Origin of the sequence: Dryocola clanedunensis subsp. sulfonylureivorans, from assembly GCF_016756775.1 — a bacterium.
Taxonomy (GTDB): domain Bacteria; phylum Pseudomonadota; class Gammaproteobacteria; order Enterobacterales; family Enterobacteriaceae; genus Dryocola; species Dryocola clanedunensis.
Map to the genome: position 1 here is coordinate 192051 of NZ_JAERMU010000001.1, position 14548 is coordinate 206598.

General features: G+C 53.7%; 14 protein-coding genes. 6 read left to right on the forward strand and 8 right to left on the reverse strand.

All coding sequences use genetic code 11. The features are described 5' to 3' along the window. Window positions 1–42 precede the first annotated feature (42 nt). The 3 genes from lpxA to HYQ67_RS00865 all read right to left on the reverse strand — a co-directional run bounded on the left by lpxA (window position 43) and on the right by HYQ67_RS00865 (window position 3793). Window positions 43–834 carry an acyl-ACP--UDP-N-acetylglucosamine O-acyltransferase gene (gene lpxA, locus HYQ67_RS00855; protein ID WP_202300740.1) on the reverse strand — a complete coding sequence of 264 codons (792 nt, stop codon included), beginning with the start codon at window positions 832–834 and terminating at the stop codon, window positions 43–45. Window positions 835–1058: 224 nt separating this feature from the next. Further along, a complete protein-coding gene (gene bglB / locus HYQ67_RS00860; protein WP_202300742.1) occupies window positions 1059–2198 on the reverse strand; it encodes a beta-galactosidase BglB in 1140 nt (379 codons plus the stop codon). Continuing rightward, the gene (locus tag HYQ67_RS00865) at window positions 2198–3793 is read right to left on the reverse strand and encodes an MFS transporter (RefSeq protein ID WP_202300744.1); all 1596 of its coding nucleotides are present in this window, start codon (window positions 3791–3793) and stop codon (window positions 2198–2200) included. Before HYQ67_RS00865 ends, bglB begins: the two co-directional genes overlap by 1 nt. Before the next feature lie 465 nt (window positions 3794–4258). On the opposite strand from HYQ67_RS00865, the gene HYQ67_RS00870 reads away from it, so the two are divergent. Both HYQ67_RS00870 and HYQ67_RS00875 read left to right on the forward strand, forming a co-directional pair. Further along, complete coding sequence (locus HYQ67_RS00870; protein WP_202300746.1) at window positions 4259–4609, forward strand: type II toxin-antitoxin system RelE/ParE family toxin; 351 nt, start codon at window positions 4259–4261, stop codon at window positions 4607–4609. Between the two features lies 1 nt (window position 4610). Continuing rightward, entirely contained in the window at window positions 4611–4910 is a 300-nt protein-coding gene (locus HYQ67_RS00875; RefSeq protein ID WP_202300748.1) for a helix-turn-helix domain-containing protein, read from the forward strand. 13 nt (window positions 4911–4923) lie between these two features. Here HYQ67_RS00875 and flhE read toward each other — a convergent pair whose 3' ends face one another. From flhE to arsH, 4 genes are all read right to left on the reverse strand, one after another. Beyond that, window positions 4924–5316, reverse strand: coding sequence for a flagellar protein FlhE (gene flhE / locus HYQ67_RS00880; RefSeq protein WP_202300750.1), 393 nt, complete (start codon window positions 5314–5316; stop codon window positions 4924–4926). Beyond that, the gene (gene flhA / locus HYQ67_RS00885; RefSeq protein WP_202300751.1) at window positions 5316–7397 is read right to left on the reverse strand and encodes a flagellar biosynthesis protein FlhA; all 2082 of its coding nucleotides are present in this window, start codon (window positions 7395–7397) and stop codon (window positions 5316–5318) included. Before flhA ends, flhE begins: the two co-directional genes overlap by 1 nt. Then, window positions 7390–8541, reverse strand: a complete 1152-nt coding sequence (gene flhB, locus HYQ67_RS00890) for a flagellar biosynthesis protein FlhB (protein ID WP_202300753.1) — start codon at window positions 8539–8541, stop codon at window positions 7390–7392. The genes flhA and flhB overlap by 8 nt, the downstream gene beginning before the upstream one ends. Window positions 8542–8925: 384 nt before the next feature. Continuing rightward, window positions 8926–9624, reverse strand: coding sequence for an arsenical resistance protein ArsH (gene arsH, locus HYQ67_RS00895; protein ID WP_202300763.1), 699 nt, complete (start codon window positions 9622–9624; stop codon window positions 8926–8928). A gap of 85 nt (window positions 9625–9709) precedes the next feature. Here arsH and HYQ67_RS00900 point away from each other — a divergent pair, with 85 nt between their 5' ends. From HYQ67_RS00900 to arsC, 3 genes are read left to right on the forward strand one after another with little or no spacing between them, the layout of a single operon-like run. Next, window positions 9710–10030 carry a transcriptional regulator gene (locus tag HYQ67_RS00900; protein ID WP_202300765.1) on the forward strand — a complete coding sequence of 107 codons (321 nt, stop codon included), beginning with the start codon at window positions 9710–9712 and terminating at the stop codon, window positions 10028–10030. 43 nt (window positions 10031–10073) lie between these two features. After that, window positions 10074–11363, forward strand: coding sequence for an arsenic transporter (locus HYQ67_RS00905; protein WP_202300767.1), 1290 nt, complete (start codon window positions 10074–10076; stop codon window positions 11361–11363). A gap of 12 nt (window positions 11364–11375) precedes the next feature. Then, entirely contained in the window at window positions 11376–11801 is a 426-nt protein-coding gene (arsC, locus tag HYQ67_RS00910; RefSeq protein WP_202300769.1) for a glutaredoxin-dependent arsenate reductase, read from the forward strand. 389 nt (window positions 11802–12190) lie between these two features. Here the strand turns inward: arsC and HYQ67_RS00915 are convergent, their stop codons facing one another. Further along, window positions 12191–13099, reverse strand: a complete 909-nt coding sequence (locus HYQ67_RS00915; protein ID WP_202300771.1) for a LysR family transcriptional regulator — start codon at window positions 13097–13099, stop codon at window positions 12191–12193. A gap of 128 nt (window positions 13100–13227) precedes the next feature. Here HYQ67_RS00915 and HYQ67_RS00920 point away from each other — a divergent pair, with 128 nt between their 5' ends. Further along, window positions 13228–14538, forward strand: coding sequence for an MFS transporter (locus tag HYQ67_RS00920; protein WP_202300773.1), 1311 nt, complete (start codon window positions 13228–13230; stop codon window positions 14536–14538). Window positions 14539–14548 lie beyond the last annotated feature (10 nt).

Genomic DNA, 14548 nt, shown 5'->3' on the forward strand with positions numbered 1-14548 from the left:
TAAAAGGCTCGTCGTCATGACGGGCCTTTTTTTTGCCTTCGGCTAACGAATGATCCCCCGCGCCGAACGCGCAAAGAACTCGTTATAGACCGTAATGATGGGATAATCGCTCTCCCCGGCTTTTAGCGTCGCTTTCACTTCGTCTATGCTCAGCGCCTGATGGTAGAACCGTTCGTACAGCTGGAGAATCAAAAGCTGCTGATACAGCTCCAGCGCGAGAAAGGCCTTCGCCGCCTCGTTAATGCCCGCGGGGGCAGCCCGGTTTCCACTGGCGATAACAAAGGGGGGAACGTCCTGCACCACGGCAGATTGATCGATAATCTTCGCCGCCATCCCCAGCATGCAGAACTGATGGATTGCGCACATGAAACCAATTTCAACCCCGTCGGCCAGCTCGACGTGCCCCGCCAGGCCGCTGTTATCGCCAATCCGCGTGCGATCGCCCACCACGCAATCATGTCCAATATGCACGTTGTTCAGAAAGTGGTTGTCGCTGCCAACAATCGTCGAGCTAATGCCCTGCACCGTTCCACGGTGGAAAGTAGCGTGTTTGCCGACATGATTACGGTCACCGATAACCAGCGTCGTGGGCTCCCCGGCATACTTAAGATCCTGATTCACTTCACCAATAGAGGCATACTGGCCAAAGGTATTGTTGCGGCCAATGGTCGTCAGGCCGGTTATCACCGAGTGGGAGGCAATCACCGTGCCCTCTCCGATAACCACGCCTGCGGTAATCACACAATAAGGGCCAATCGTCACGTGTGCGCCGAGCACAACGCCCGGCTCAACCACGCTGTTGCCGGCCACCCAGGCAAGCGGAGAAATAGACATCAAATTATCCTGAAGAAGGTGCTGAAGAGAGGGGAAATAACCGGGAAGAGGCTTATCGACTGCGGTGAGCATAATGAAATCTCAGCCGCATTACGCCTTTTATATTTTTTCTATTTTTTGAACTATTTGGGAAGGGTGGATGAGCGGCTGCGTCATCCACCACAAACAGAGAAAAATGCCGGATGGCGCTTCGCTTATCCGGCCTGCAAGGAATGCCCCGGCGGCTACAAATAAATGCGCAGATACTCACCCAGGCAAAGGATCGCCATCGCCTGGCCGTAAGGCATAGAGGTCAGCGGGATCTGGCGATAAAAATCCAGATTGCTGCCCATCCCGGTGCCAAAGGAGGTTTGCAGCAGCTCTCCCTGCGGCGAAATATTCTTCACAATCCCCTTCATCGCCTTCTCGGCCACTTCGCTGTACTGCTTGCCGATATAGCGCTTACGAATGCCTTTCAGGATCCCGTAGGCGAAACCTGCCGTCGCGGAGGCTTCGAGATAAGAGTGCGGATCGTCGAGCAGCGTATGCCACAGGCCGCTGTCATCCTGGCACTTCGCCAGCGCAGCCACCTGATTTTCCAGCACCTGAACCAGGTAGCGGCGCACCGCGTTATTCTCCGGTAAATCCACCAGTTCGAGGAAGTCAGGGATCACGATAGTCAGCCAGCTATTGCCACGCGCCCAGCGAGCGTTAGCAAAGTTATGGTTGCCTTCATAGCTCCAGCCGTGGAACCACAGGCCGGTCTCTTTATCCATCAGGTTCTGCACGTGGAGCAGGAACTGATAGGTCGCCTCCTCAACGTATTCCGGGCGCTTCAGCAGCTTGCCGATTTTCGCCAGCGGCAGGACCGTCATCATCAGCGTGTCATCCCACATCTGCTGGTGGTTCTCTTCTGCCAGCGTAATGTGCTGCATGCCGCCGTGCTCGGTGCGCGGCATCTCATACATTGCCCATTCAGCCCAGCTCTCGAGCCACGGCAAATACGTCGGGTTGCGGGTCTCTTCGTAGCGGTAGGCCAGCGTCAGGAATGGCGCCATAGTATTGACGTTTTTGGTGGTTGCGCCCTCGGCAAAGCGGTCGGTAAACCAGCCGTCGATAATATTGCGCATTTTGGCATCGCCGGTCTGGCGGAAATACTGATACATGCCGTACAGGCCAACGCCGTGCGTCCACTCCCAGCCAGCCCATCCTTTCGTGTCGATAACTCGTCCATCGTCCAGCCGCAGCAGGAACTGCCCGGACTCATCTTTAATATTAATAAGATTGTCCGTCACCTTATGGATCAGGCTGTTCAGCTCATCCCGGGCGATAAAGCGCTCCGGCTGGCACAGTAACGGGCTGTGTTTGACGGGATAAATAATCATTAACTTAACCTCTGAGTAGCGTTGGTATGCGAATTCATGGCCGCAGCCTCTTTCAGGCTCGGCGCCGCAGGCTTCCTGTGGTTGAGGTAACCAATGTTGTTGTTACCCCAAAGATTCTCGTAAGGCATACCCGCGAGCATTTCGACGGTGGCGCGGGCCTGCGGTGTAATCGCTTCCGGCACGGCGCGGTTAGCCGTACGCATCTTCGCGGTTTCATCACGTAAGACGCTATGGGTTTGCAGGTTGAGCTTAAAGCGCAGTGAGATCAGGAACCCGCAGGCCAGTACCGCGACGGTACCGAAGCTTAAGATCATCAAAATAGTGTGGCTGACCGCTGGCGGCTGAACCGTCTGGCCGGAGACGAAGCCCGACAGCTGCATCACAATGCCCACCAGCATCACCGCCCCGGCCTGAGAGGCTTTACGGGTCAGGGTCATAATACCGGCAAAAATACCTTCCCGACGCTGTCCGGTAATCACTTCATCGACATCCGCAATGTAGGTGTAAGTGTTCCAGGGCACATAGTTGATACCGCCACGGCCCAGACCGGCGATAGCCGAAACCAGCAACAGCAGCGAGAAGCCGTCGCTCAAGCCCGCATAGAACAGCACGGCGTAGGAGATCGAGCTGAGGCCGAACAGCACAACGACCATCCGGTAAGAAGGGGCAGGCCCAAATTTGATGCACAGCGGGATCATGCCGATGACCGCGATAAACTGCATAATCGCCATCGTCCCCAGCAGGTTAGAGGCAACCGATGCGCTCTGCATCAGCACGAACACCACATAATAAGTGAACACCGCGTTAAACACGTCCTGAGCGATATAACCGCCCAGATACATACCAAGATGCTGACGGAAGATTTTAATGCGTAGCGTAGAGGTGAGTTCAAGGTGCAGGCGTTTCATGCTCTGCTTAAAGGTCAGCGATTTCTTCTCTTCTTCCGCTCGCAGCGCAGCTTCCGTCCATTCAGATCGTGGGCGCTCCCAGGTAAACAGCCAGACAAAGGTTAAGACGACGGCGCACAGCGTGGCGAAGACCAGGCTTGCATAGAAAAAGGAAACGGCATTGTCTTTACCGAAGTGGTTTAGCAGGATGCCCGGCAGGAAGGCTGCCAGAATAGCGGAGAGCTGGGCCATAGAAATGCGCGCGCCGGAGAACTTCGTTTTCTGCTTAAAGTCATCCGTCATTTCCGGCACCAGCGTTTCGTACGGCACCAGAATCATGGTGTAAACCACGTCGAAGATCAGGTAGGTCACCAGGTAATACCAGTAGCTCATCTCCCCTACCCACATGAAGCTGTAGCTGAACACCAGCGGAATACCCAGCAAAATAAAGAACTTACGACGACCAAAGCGCTTACCCAGCCAGGTTGAGCCAAAGTTATCCGTCAGAAAGCCCATCAGCGGGCTGACTACCGCATCCAGCACGCGAGCCAGCGCGAAGATAAAGGTTGCTTCGATGGGCGAGAGCCCGCAAAAAGTGGTGTAGAAATAGAGCAGCCAGGCTGCGGTCAACGCCGTCGTGCCAGCGCCCAGAAAATCACCTGCGCCATAGGCAAGATAGTTCTTCAGCCCAATCGTACGTTTCTTCATTGCCGTCAACCCCGTTGCTTTTGTTTTAGGAGATTGCAAATCAGGCCAGTCAATGGCCGAAAAGAAATCCATAGGGGTAAAGTAAAAGTATAGGGGCGATGAAACCTTTCCATTTTTGCCACGCCTTGCGGGATGCTGGCAAAAATGCAAAGAGTGTCAGCATCCGCATCCCGTTTATAAAACATGGGTTCGTTTTTATCAAAAGCGAGGGTTAAAAATGAGAAGTCACGACAGAATGGGCCTGCGGGGATGAGGGATTAGCGGCCGGGGACTCAATCCCTCCGTAAAAATATTCTCTCTGCGAGACATCCCGCAAACCGTAAAGGTTGATGCGGCAAATGAAAGTCCATGCCATAGAATCGGAGCCGCTGTTTCTGCTGGCTGGATAAAAATTCAGCTTCGTCTTTTCATTTTATAGCTAACAAGCTATGATAGGTTATAGCCATAAGGCTATGGGATAAGGATATGTGGGAAGTCAATACAACGGATGTGTTTGATAGATGGTTTTTGGCGCAGGATGAATCACTCAGAGAAAGCGTGCTGGCAGCTATGCGTGTCCTGAAGACCCTGGGTCCCCATTTAGGTCGCCCCTACGTCGATACGCTTAAGGGCGTTGCTTATCCCAATATGAAAGAACTCAGGGTGCAACATTCAGGCGCGCCTGTCAGAGCCTTTTTCGCGTTCGACCCTGTTCGCCAGGCTATTATTTTATGCGCCGGAGACAAGACCGGTGTGAACGAAAAGCGATTTTATCAGGCCATGATAAACCTCGCCGAAAAGGAATATCGCCACCACATAGCCAGTATGGAGAAGTAGTATGTCATCCTATGAAGAGCTGCTCGCTAAGCAAAGCCCGGAAAGCCAGAAACGTATCGCGGAAAAAGCCGACATTCTGCTCCGGGAGGTCGTTCTCAGCAAGCTTCGTGATGAGCTAAACATGACGCAAACCGAACTGGCTCGCGTCATCGGTATCTCTCAGCCTACGCTCGCTAAAATGGAGAGTCCCGGCAATGACCTTCGCATATCCACGTTAAAACGCTATGTTACGGCTCTCGGCGGCGAAGTGAGCATTGACGTCAGGTTGCCTGGCGGGAAAAGCATAGCGTTTCAGCTGTGAATAAAAACCCGGCCTACTTATAGTTCACAATGACCTGATTGCTGCGCACGCGCAGCGCGGGGAACATTCTGCCGCCGCCGGGAACCTCCCAGACAAAGCGCAGCGGCTCATTGGCCGGAACATTGGTTAACCCGCGCGTGGTTCCACTCTGGCCTTCAATGGGCACGCAGCGCGTCTGCGAACACAGCCGCACCAGCAGCCTGGCAGGCGTCGGGCCAATCAGCTCGTAGCGCCATGCAACCAGCGTCATCATGCCGCTCACCGGCTGCGATGGAGCCAGCGCCCGGGACGAAGCAACGACGCCGCGCGTATTGAGCGTCGCCCCCATGCCGCTTGCCTGCCAGCTGCCGCCACCGGCGGCGCAGGCAAACAGCGGCAGCATTAACAACAATAACAGCGCTCGCATTACTTAGCGCCTATCGTGGCCGTCATGCGGATGTTGCGGTTATCCGACAGTTCCAGGCTGGAGAGCACCACCAGCTGCGGCAAGTTACGACGCAGGAAGCGGGCCAGCAGCGGACGCAGAGCATGATTCACCAGCAGCACTGGCGGCGCGCCCAGCATCTCCTGACGCTGTACCGCTTCCTGAGACTGCTCAAGCAGTCGGTCGGCCAGACCCGGCTCGAGGCCGCTTCCCCCTTGCAGGGCCTGCAGCAGCAGGCGTTCCAGCGCCGTATCCAGTCCAATAACCTGGACCTCTCCCGTACCCGGGAACCACTGTTGAGTAATGGCGCGGCCTAATGCCACACGCACTACGGAGGTTAACTCCTGCGGATCGGTCTGGATTGGCGCGTGTTCCGCCAGCGTCTCCAGAATGGTTCGCATATCTTTAATCGGCACTTTTTCCGCCAGCAGATTCTGCAATACCTTATGCAGCGTGGTCAGCGTCACAACGCCTGGCACAAGGTCTTCCGTCAGTTTCGGCATCTCCTGCGTGACCCGGTCAAGCAGCTGCTGCGCCTCCTGGCGACCAAACAGTTCAGGGGCAAACTGACCGATCAGATGGTTAAGATGCGTGGCAACGACCGTACTGGCCTCTACCACCGTAAAGCCCTGAATCTGCGCCTGCTCTTTGAGGGCGCTTTCAATCCACGTGGCTTCCAGGCCAAACGCTGGATCGATGGTTGTCTCGCCGGGTAGCGACCCGGCGGCAGTACCCGGGTTAATAGCCAGCCAGCGTCCCGGATAGGCATCCCCCGCTCCGACCTCAACCCCCTTCATCAGAATGCGATAGCGGGCAGGTGGCAAATCCATGTTGTCACGGATATGCACCACCGGCGGCAGGAAGCCCATGTCCTGAGCGAATTTTTTGCGGATACTGCGAATACGGCCCAGCAGCTCGCCATCCTGCTGGAAATCGACCATCGGGATCAATCGATAGCCCACCTCCATGCCCAGTGAGTCTTCCAGCTGGACATCGTTCCAGGTCGCTTCCACAGCCTGCGGGTTCTCCTGAGTTTTATTAACCGGTGCCGGCGGCGGCGGTGCAGTCATCTGACGGCCGCGCATCCACCAGGCAAGACCCAGCAGCCCGGCGGTAAACAGCAGGAAGACAAAGTTCGGCATCCCCGGGACCAAACCGAGTAAACCCAGTACCGCGGCGCTCAACAGCATGACGCGGGGGTTATTGAACAGCTGGGTGACCATCTGCTCGCCAACGTCCTGGTCCGTCGCCACGCGGGTAACAATAACGCCCGCCGCAGTAGAGATAACCAGCGCCGGGATCTGTGCGACCAGACCATCACCGATGGTCAGCAGCGTGTAGCTCTCCGCCGCCGCGCCAACGGCCATATCATGCTGTACGACACCCACCAGCAGTCCGCCGATGACGTTAATCGCCATGATCATCAAACCGGCTACGGCATCACCGCGCACAAACTTACTGGCACCGTCCATCGAGCCGTAAAAATCGGCTTCCTGCGTCACTTCCGAACGGCGTTTTTTTGCCTCTTCTTCAGCAATCAAACCGGCATTCAGATCCGCATCGATTGCCATCTGCTTGCCCGGCATCCCGTCCAGCACAAAACGCGCGCCCACTTCGGCGATACGCCCTGCCCCTTTGGTGATAACCATAAAGTTGATAATGACGAGGATGATAAACACCACGATACCAATGGCGAAGTTACCGCCCACCAGGAAGTGGCCAAAGGCTTCAACAACCTTTCCCGCCGCCGCTCCGCCGGTATGACCTTCCATCAGGATGATACGCGTGGAGGCAACGTTCAGCGCCAGGCGCAGCAGCGTGGTAAACAGCAGCACGGTCGGGAACGCGGCAAACTCCAGGGTGCGCTGGGTAAACATCGCCACCAGCAGGACCATGATCGACAGCGCGATGTTAAAGGTGAACAGCAAATCCAGCACGAATGCGGGCAGCGGCAGCACCATCATCGACAGGATCAGCATGATGAGCACCGGTCCGGCAAGTATTTTCCATTGCCCGGATTTCATATTACTGGGCAGTCGCAGCGTCGCGAGCAGATTAGCCATCGGAGTCCTTCTCATTCGCAAAGTCCAGTGCTTCAGGCACCGGCAGGTTTTCAGGTTTTTTCGGGATCAGGCCGCCCGCGACGCGCCAGCGTCTGAGCTGCCACACCCAGGCCAGCACTTCCGCTACCGCGGAGTAGAGCTGGCCTGGTATTTGTTGGCCGATTTCAGCGTGGCGATAAAGCGCACGAGCAAGCGGCGGTGCTTCAAGCATCGGAATTCGGTTCTCTTTGCCGATTTCACGAATACGTAACGCCACAAGGCCAGCCCCTTTGGCCAGCACTTTCGGCGCATTCATTTTTTTCTCGTCGTACTGCAGTGCCACGGAATAGTGCGTCGGGTTAGTGACAATCACATCCGCCTTCGGCACATCGGACATCATGCGACGACGGGCAACCGCACGCTGCTGCTGACGAATACGGTTCTTAACGTGCGGGTCCCCTTCCTGCTGCTTGTACTCATCGCGAATATCCTGACGGCTCATGCGCAGCTTTTTCAGGTTGCTGAAGATCTGGAACATGACGTCAAATCCCACCATCGGGATAAGCCCAACAATGATGAACAGCCCGCATTTAGCCACGATATTCAGCGCGTGGCTAAGGGCGGCAATCGGCGGTTCGCTCATCAAACGCATCATGTCCGGCAGGTTATGTACCAAATAGACGGTGGTAACCGCCCCGACGGTAATCGCCTTCAGGAACGCCTTCAGCAGCTCAGCGCCAGACTGGGCGGAGATAAAACGTTTAAGGCCCGGCAGCGGGTTGAGCTTGCTGAATTTGGGTGCCATAGACTTACCGCTAAACAGCAGGCCGCCCAGCAGCATCGGCGCGGCTATCGCTACAATCACCAGTCCCCCCATCAGAGGCAGCAGCGCCCAGACAGCCTGTTTGAGCAGCAGGCTTATCTGATTCACGGTCAGGTGCGGGTCGTTGATGATTTTGTGATCGAAATGCAAACCGGCCGCAAGCATCGCGGCCAGCTGTCTGGCGAGCGGCTCACCGCCCGCCCAGATAATGCTCAGGCCAACCAGCACCATCAATAAAGAGGTTAACTCGCGGGAACGCGGGATCTGCCCATCCTCACGCGCTTTTTCAAGTCGGTGGGCTGTGGGGTCTTCTGTTTTATCCTCGTCGCTATCTTCAGACACCGCTTCTATCTCGTGGCCGCAATTTCTATCACAGCATGCCAGAGGCGTAACGGGCTAATGGGGGGAAAATAGGGGGAAAACTGCGTTTGTTTGCGGTGTTAGAATTTGTAGAGCTGACAAGCGCCACGGCGCGTCATCCTCCATAAACGCACCACAAGCTCATCATCTATGTGGTGCAGACCCCCATTTCTTCATCTTAGGGCCTGGACAACCGACAATGACCGACCGTGTGTACCTGCCAGTTAGGACAGCATTGAAACTGCAATGTGTTATTAACAGTGTTAGCGCAGATTTAATCTGACACTATTTCTGCCCTGAACTAAACCTACTCTAACAGGCTGCTCTGTGCCAGAAGCGGACGTTTGAGCTCAATAAGCAACGACGTTATATTTTGTCCTGATTGACGCGAGATGAAAGCTCCTGATGGCTCTCTTTTCGTTCACTGTAGCGATCGGCAAGGTAACCGGTTTGCCCCTTGAGCAACAGTGTGATTTTAAACAACTCCTCGGCGACATCGACGATACGATCATACCAGGACGAAGGTTTCATTCGCCCGTTCTCATCGAATTCCTGCCAGGCTTTGGCTACTGAAGATTGGTTGGGAATAGTGAACATCCTCATCCAGCGTCCAAGAATACGCATCTGGTTCACGGCATTAAAGGACTGCGAGCCGCCACATACTTGCATTACCGCAAGAGTTTTGCCCTGCGAAGGGCGTACCGCACCTTCACTTAAGGGTATCCAGTCGATCTGTGCCTTCATAACTGCGCTCATAGCCCCGTGCCGTTCCGGAGAACTCCAAACCATCCCGTCACACCATCTGACCAGACCACGCAGCTCGGTGACCTTAGGATGCGTGTCTGGCGCATCATCCGGCAGGGGTAAACCGGAGGGGTTAAAGAGTTTCACCTCCGCGCCCATCGCTGTCAGCAGGCGGCCTGCTTCCTCCGCCGCAAAGCGGCTGTAAGAGCGCTCTCTTACTGAGCCATACAGGATCAGAATCCGTGGCGGCTCCTGCAGGTGTAATTGTTCAGCGATGTGTTGATCAAAGCAGTCAGCGTTTAGTGCAGGAAAGTGTTCCATTTTTTCTCCTCCGGGATACTTTGGTGTTTTATAATACACATATATGATTTACTATATGTGTATTATGATGGGAACGGAGTGAAAAATGCTACAACCTGTTCAGCTTTTCAAAATCCTGTCGGATGAAACACGGCTCGCCATCGTCATGCTTCTGCGGGAGTCCGGAGAACTGTGCGTGTGCGATATCTGTGCGGCCACCACTGAGTCACAGCCCAAGATTTCTCGCCACATGGCGATTCTTCGTGAAGCAGAACTGGTACTTGACCGCCGGGAAGGCAAATGGATTCACTACCGCCTGTCTCCCCACATGCCAGCATGGGCGGCAGAGACGGTCACGACGTCCTGGCAATGTATGCGAGAGGATGTGCGTAAATGGCTGGACAAATCAGCTTTCGCCTCCTGCTGAGATAGAATACATATTTACATAATCATATATAACGGAGTCTGAGATGCTTTTGGCAGGGAGTATATTTTTACTGACGCTGGTACTGGTGATCTGGCAACCCAGAGGTCTGAGTATTGGCTGGAGCGCGAGTATCGGGGCTGTGCTGGCGCTGGTAACCGGTGTCATCCATATCACTGATATTCCCGTGGTCTGGAATATAGTCTGGAATGCGACAGCGGCATTTATTGCGGTCATCATCATCAGCCTGCTGCTCGATGAGTCCGGCTTCTTTGAATGGGCAGCATTGCACGTCTCCCGCTGGGGTAACGGACGTGGCCGCCTGCTGTTCACCTGGATAGTACTGCTTGGCGCTGCTGTTGCTGCGCTGTTTGCTAACGACGGGGCAGCTCTGATTCTGACGCCGATTGTGATTGCGATGCTGCTCGCACTGGGGTTCAGCCAGGCGACGACTCTGGCCTTTATCATGGCAGCAGGGTTCATTGCTGATACCGCCAGCCTGCCACTGATAGTTTCCAACCTGGTCAATATTGTCTCAGCGGATTTCTTCGGACTGGGCTTTACGCAGTACGCCTCCGTGATGGTCCCTGTGAACCTGGCGGCTATAGCTGCCACGCTGGTCATGCTCCATATATTCTTCCGCCGCGATATCCCCGCCAAATATGACGTTTCGCTACTCAAGATGCCTGGCAATGCGATTAAAGATCCTACTACGTTCAGGGCGGGCTGGGTTGTTCTGCTGCTCCTGTTGGTCGGTTTCTTTGTTCTGGAGCCGCTGGGGATCCCTGTTAGTACGATAGCAGCTGTTGGGGCTGCGGTGCTTTTCGTGGTAGCAAAGCGTGGTCATGCCATAAATACCGGGAAAGTGCTGCGCGGTGCGCCCTGGCAAATCGTAATTTTCTCGCTGGGTATGTATCTGGTCGTCTACGGTCTGCGTAACGCAGGACTGACTGAGTATCTTTCAGCCGTACTCAATTTACTGGCAGACAAAGGTTTATGGGCTGCCACGTTCGGTACCGGCTTCCTGACAGCGTTCCTGTCGTCTGTGATGAACAATATGCCGACGGTACTTATTGGTGCATTGTCTATAGACGGGAGCACTGCGACCGGCATCGTCAGAGAGGCAATGATTTATGCCAATGTGATTGGCTGCGATTTAGGTCCTAAAATCACCCCGATAGGTAGTCTGGCAACCCTACTGTGGCTTCATGTGCTGGCACAGAAAAATATGACCATCACCTGGGGATATTACTTTCGCACCGGAATAATTATGACCCTGCCCGTGCTTTTCGTCACTCTGGCCGCGCTGGCGTGGCGGCTCTCTATCACTTTGTAATGAGATACTGATATGAGCAACATTACCATCTATCACAATCCAGCCTGTGGCACTTCACGTAACACGCTGGAGATGATCCGTAACAGCGGTAACGAACCAACCATTATTTATTATCTCGATACGCCCCCGACTCGTGATGAACTTGGCAAACTGATTTCAGATATGGGTATTTCAGTACGTGCATTGCTGCGTAAGAACGTCGAACCTTATGAGCAGTTGGGTCTTGAGGAAGACAAATTTTCTGATGAGCAGTTGATTGATTTTATGCTTCAGCATCCGATCTTGATTAATCGACCGGTTGTAGTAACGCCGCTTGGTACGCGTCTTTGCCGCCCTTCAGAAATCGTGCTGGATATTCTTCCGGAAGATCAGAAAGGAGCGTTTACCAAAGAGGATGGTGAGAGGATCATTGACGAAACGGGGAAGCGAGTTAAGTAATCTGTCCCTATTCAAAGTAACGGATGCCTGTTTACGCAATGCGGGCGTCCGATTTTCGCTCATTGCGGACCGTGCAGCGATCAAGTCCGCTCCGTGCCAGGAGCGGACGTTTAGGATGGCTCTGGAAAACTTCGAACTTGTCCGTTAAATGCATGAGCGGACTTTATTGAGATTTTGGGATGTTAATCAACCGGTGGCAGAGCGGTGAGGAACGTTGAGAGTATCGTGGTATTTTATGTTTCATAAATTTATGCGCCCTGATTCTTTTTGATGCTTCCCCTTCTTTCGCTAATCAAAGAGCCGCATGAAATCCCACGCCGACCTGGCGGTTATTTCAGCACGTATGCGCAGGGCAAATGGATAGTCAGTCTCCACCGTTCTGTAATCAGTCAAAGGTTATAAGTAAGCTCTTCAATGTTGTCAGAAAGTATATCCAGCAGAGAACTCACATGAATATTATTATTTCCCTGATGCCACATCACACTCAGTGGAAGCCCTTCAACATGTTCCATCGACGAGAGATCAAGGTATTTAACCCCGTCAGCATTCATGTTTTTATAGGATGAGGGAACCAGAGCAATGCCCAGTCCGGCGGCGACTAAACTCAGGATGGTCTGTTTCTCCTCAGCATACTGAGCAATGACAGGAGATCTGCCGCCAGCTTTGAAGAAATTCATCGTCAGATCATGGCTGTGAGGTCTTGTGCGTCTTTCCGGCATGATAACGGGTTCATTAAAGAAATCATCAATACTGACTTCGTCATAACTGACCAGCCGGTGATGGGCAGGTACAGCGAGTACACAGCTTTCATTAGCGATAAACCGCGTCGTCAGCATTGCGTTAACATCTTCTGGTGGACGAACAAAAACAATATCCAGCCACCCTGAAATGAGCCGCGGAATAAGACTGTGAGATTTATCTTCAGTAATATGGATATCCGCATCAGGATACTGCTGCACGAAAAGATTAAGTAATTCTGGTAATAACCCTCTGGCCGCGCTGTCAATTGCACCGATCCGCAATGTCCTTTTATGCGACGGTGTATGTTTTCGAAACCGCAACCGCAACGCATCGAAGTCAGCAATGACGACCTTGGCCTCATTTAAGAACTCTGCCCCCTCAGGTGTCAGCGACACGTTCCTGGTCGAACGATTCAGCAACCTTACAGCCAGATCTTCCTCCAGTAGCTTGATGAAACGACTGAGTGACGCAGGCATCATTTCGAGTTTACGGGCTGCCCGGCCAAAGTGAAGCTCATCACCTAACACCACAAAACAACGTAGCTGATTTATATCCATTTTTTCACCAGAAACAGATTATATAAATTATTTGTATAAAGTAGTGCTGATGATAAAACCGCACATATCTCCATACTGGGATTATTACAAAACGATAACAACCCTACACAACAATGGAGCATCCCGAAATGAATAACGACCTCGAAAAAAAGGTTATGCGCAAGGTTACCCTGCGTATTATTCCTTTTATCATGCTGCTATATTTCATCGCTTTTCTCGATCGGGTAAACATTGGTTTTGCCGCCCTGACCATGAATGAGGATTTGGGATTTTCGCCCACGGTTTTCGGGCTGGGAGCCGGCATTTTCTTTCTCGGTTACTTTCTGTTTGAAGTCCCTTCAAACTTAATCCTCCATAAAGTTGGTGCCCGTATCTGGATAGCCCGCGTGATGATCACCTGGGGCATGGTCTCTGGCTGCATGGCTTTTGTTCAGGGGACAACTAGTTTCTATACCCTGCGTTTTCTGCTCGGCGTAGCGGAAGCGGGTTTCTTTCCTGGCATCATTCTTTATCTCAGCTACTGGTTCCCGGCGGCGAAACGTGCGCAGGTCACTGCCATCTTTATGGCCGCAGCACCGCTTTCAACCGCGCTGGGATCGCCTATTTCAGCCGCCTTGCTCGAGATGCATGGTTTCTTCGGCTATGCGGGATGGCAGTGGATGTTTGTGCTGGAAGCCCTGCCAGCACTGGTGCTTGGGATTGTGGTTCTTTTCTTCCTCACCGATCGCCCCGCCAAAGCCAAATGGCTGACTGACGAAGAGCGTGCGTGGCTGGAAAACACCATGCAGGCCGAGGAACTGGCTCGGGCTGCAAAACAAAGCCACAGCAGCGCATGGAAAGGACTTGCGGATAAGCGGGTACTGGCACTCGCGCTGGTTTATTTTGGTACATCTGCCGGATTGTACACACTTGGCATCTGGTCACCGCAAATCATCCGCAGCTTTGGTGCTACCTCGCTGGAGATTGGTTTCCTCAACGCTTTCCCGGCTGTCATCGGTGTCATCGCCATGATCCTGTGGGCACAGCATTCCGACCGTACCAAAGAGCGCAGCTGGCATGTGATTGGTGCCTGCCTGCTGGCGGCAGCCGGTCTGATTTACGCGGGTAACGTCAGCACACTATTTACGGTGATCGTCGCCTTAACACTAGTCACCGTAGGCATCAGCGCATCGAAACCGCCTCTCTGGAGTATGCCTACAGTGTTCCTGAGCGGCCCGGCAGCGGCAGCGGGTATTGCCACGATTAACTCCATCGGCAACCTCGGCGGCTTTGTTGGCCCGATGATGATTGGCGTGATCCGCCAGCAAACAGGTAGCTACACCTGGGGCCTGTACTTCGTCGCCGGACTGCTGACTATTTCGGCCCTCATTGTCCTGATTCTTTCTGCCAGGGCAGACAAGCCGCAAACGGCAGAGCTCACTCATCCTCATACTCATTAACCGGAGAATT

Coding starts and splice junctions, on each gene's coding strand:
- lpxA (WP_202300740.1), bottom strand. CDS start 834: ATGTCTATTTCTCCGCTTGCCTGGGTGGCCGGCAACAGCGTGGTTGAG.
- bglB (WP_202300742.1), bottom strand. CDS start 2,198: ATGATTATTTATCCCGTCAAACACAGCCCGTTACTGTGCCAGCCGGAG.
- HYQ67_RS00865 (WP_202300744.1), bottom strand. CDS start 3,793: ATGAAGAAACGTACGATTGGGCTGAAGAACTATCTTGCCTATGGCGCA.
- HYQ67_RS00870 (WP_202300746.1), top strand. CDS start 4,259: ATGTGGGAAGTCAATACAACGGATGTGTTTGATAGATGGTTTTTGGCG.
- HYQ67_RS00875 (WP_202300748.1), top strand. CDS start 4,611: ATGTCATCCTATGAAGAGCTGCTCGCTAAGCAAAGCCCGGAAAGCCAG.
- flhE (WP_202300750.1), bottom strand. CDS start 5,316: ATGCGAGCGCTGTTATTGTTGTTAATGCTGCCGCTGTTTGCCTGCGCC.
- flhA (WP_202300751.1), bottom strand. CDS start 7,397: ATGGCTAATCTGCTCGCGACGCTGCGACTGCCCAGTAATATGAAATCC.
- arsH (WP_202300763.1), bottom strand. CDS start 9,624: ATGGAACACTTTCCTGCACTAAACGCTGACTGCTTTGATCAACACATC.
- HYQ67_RS00900 (WP_202300765.1), top strand. CDS start 9,710: ATGCTACAACCTGTTCAGCTTTTCAAAATCCTGTCGGATGAAACACGG.
- HYQ67_RS00905 (WP_202300767.1), top strand. CDS start 10,074: ATGCTTTTGGCAGGGAGTATATTTTTACTGACGCTGGTACTGGTGATC.
- arsC (WP_202300769.1), top strand. CDS start 11,376: ATGAGCAACATTACCATCTATCACAATCCAGCCTGTGGCACTTCACGT.
- HYQ67_RS00915 (WP_202300771.1), bottom strand. CDS start 13,099: ATGGATATAAATCAGCTACGTTGTTTTGTGGTGTTAGGTGATGAGCTT.
- HYQ67_RS00920 (WP_202300773.1), top strand. CDS start 13,228: ATGAATAACGACCTCGAAAAAAAGGTTATGCGCAAGGTTACCCTGCGT.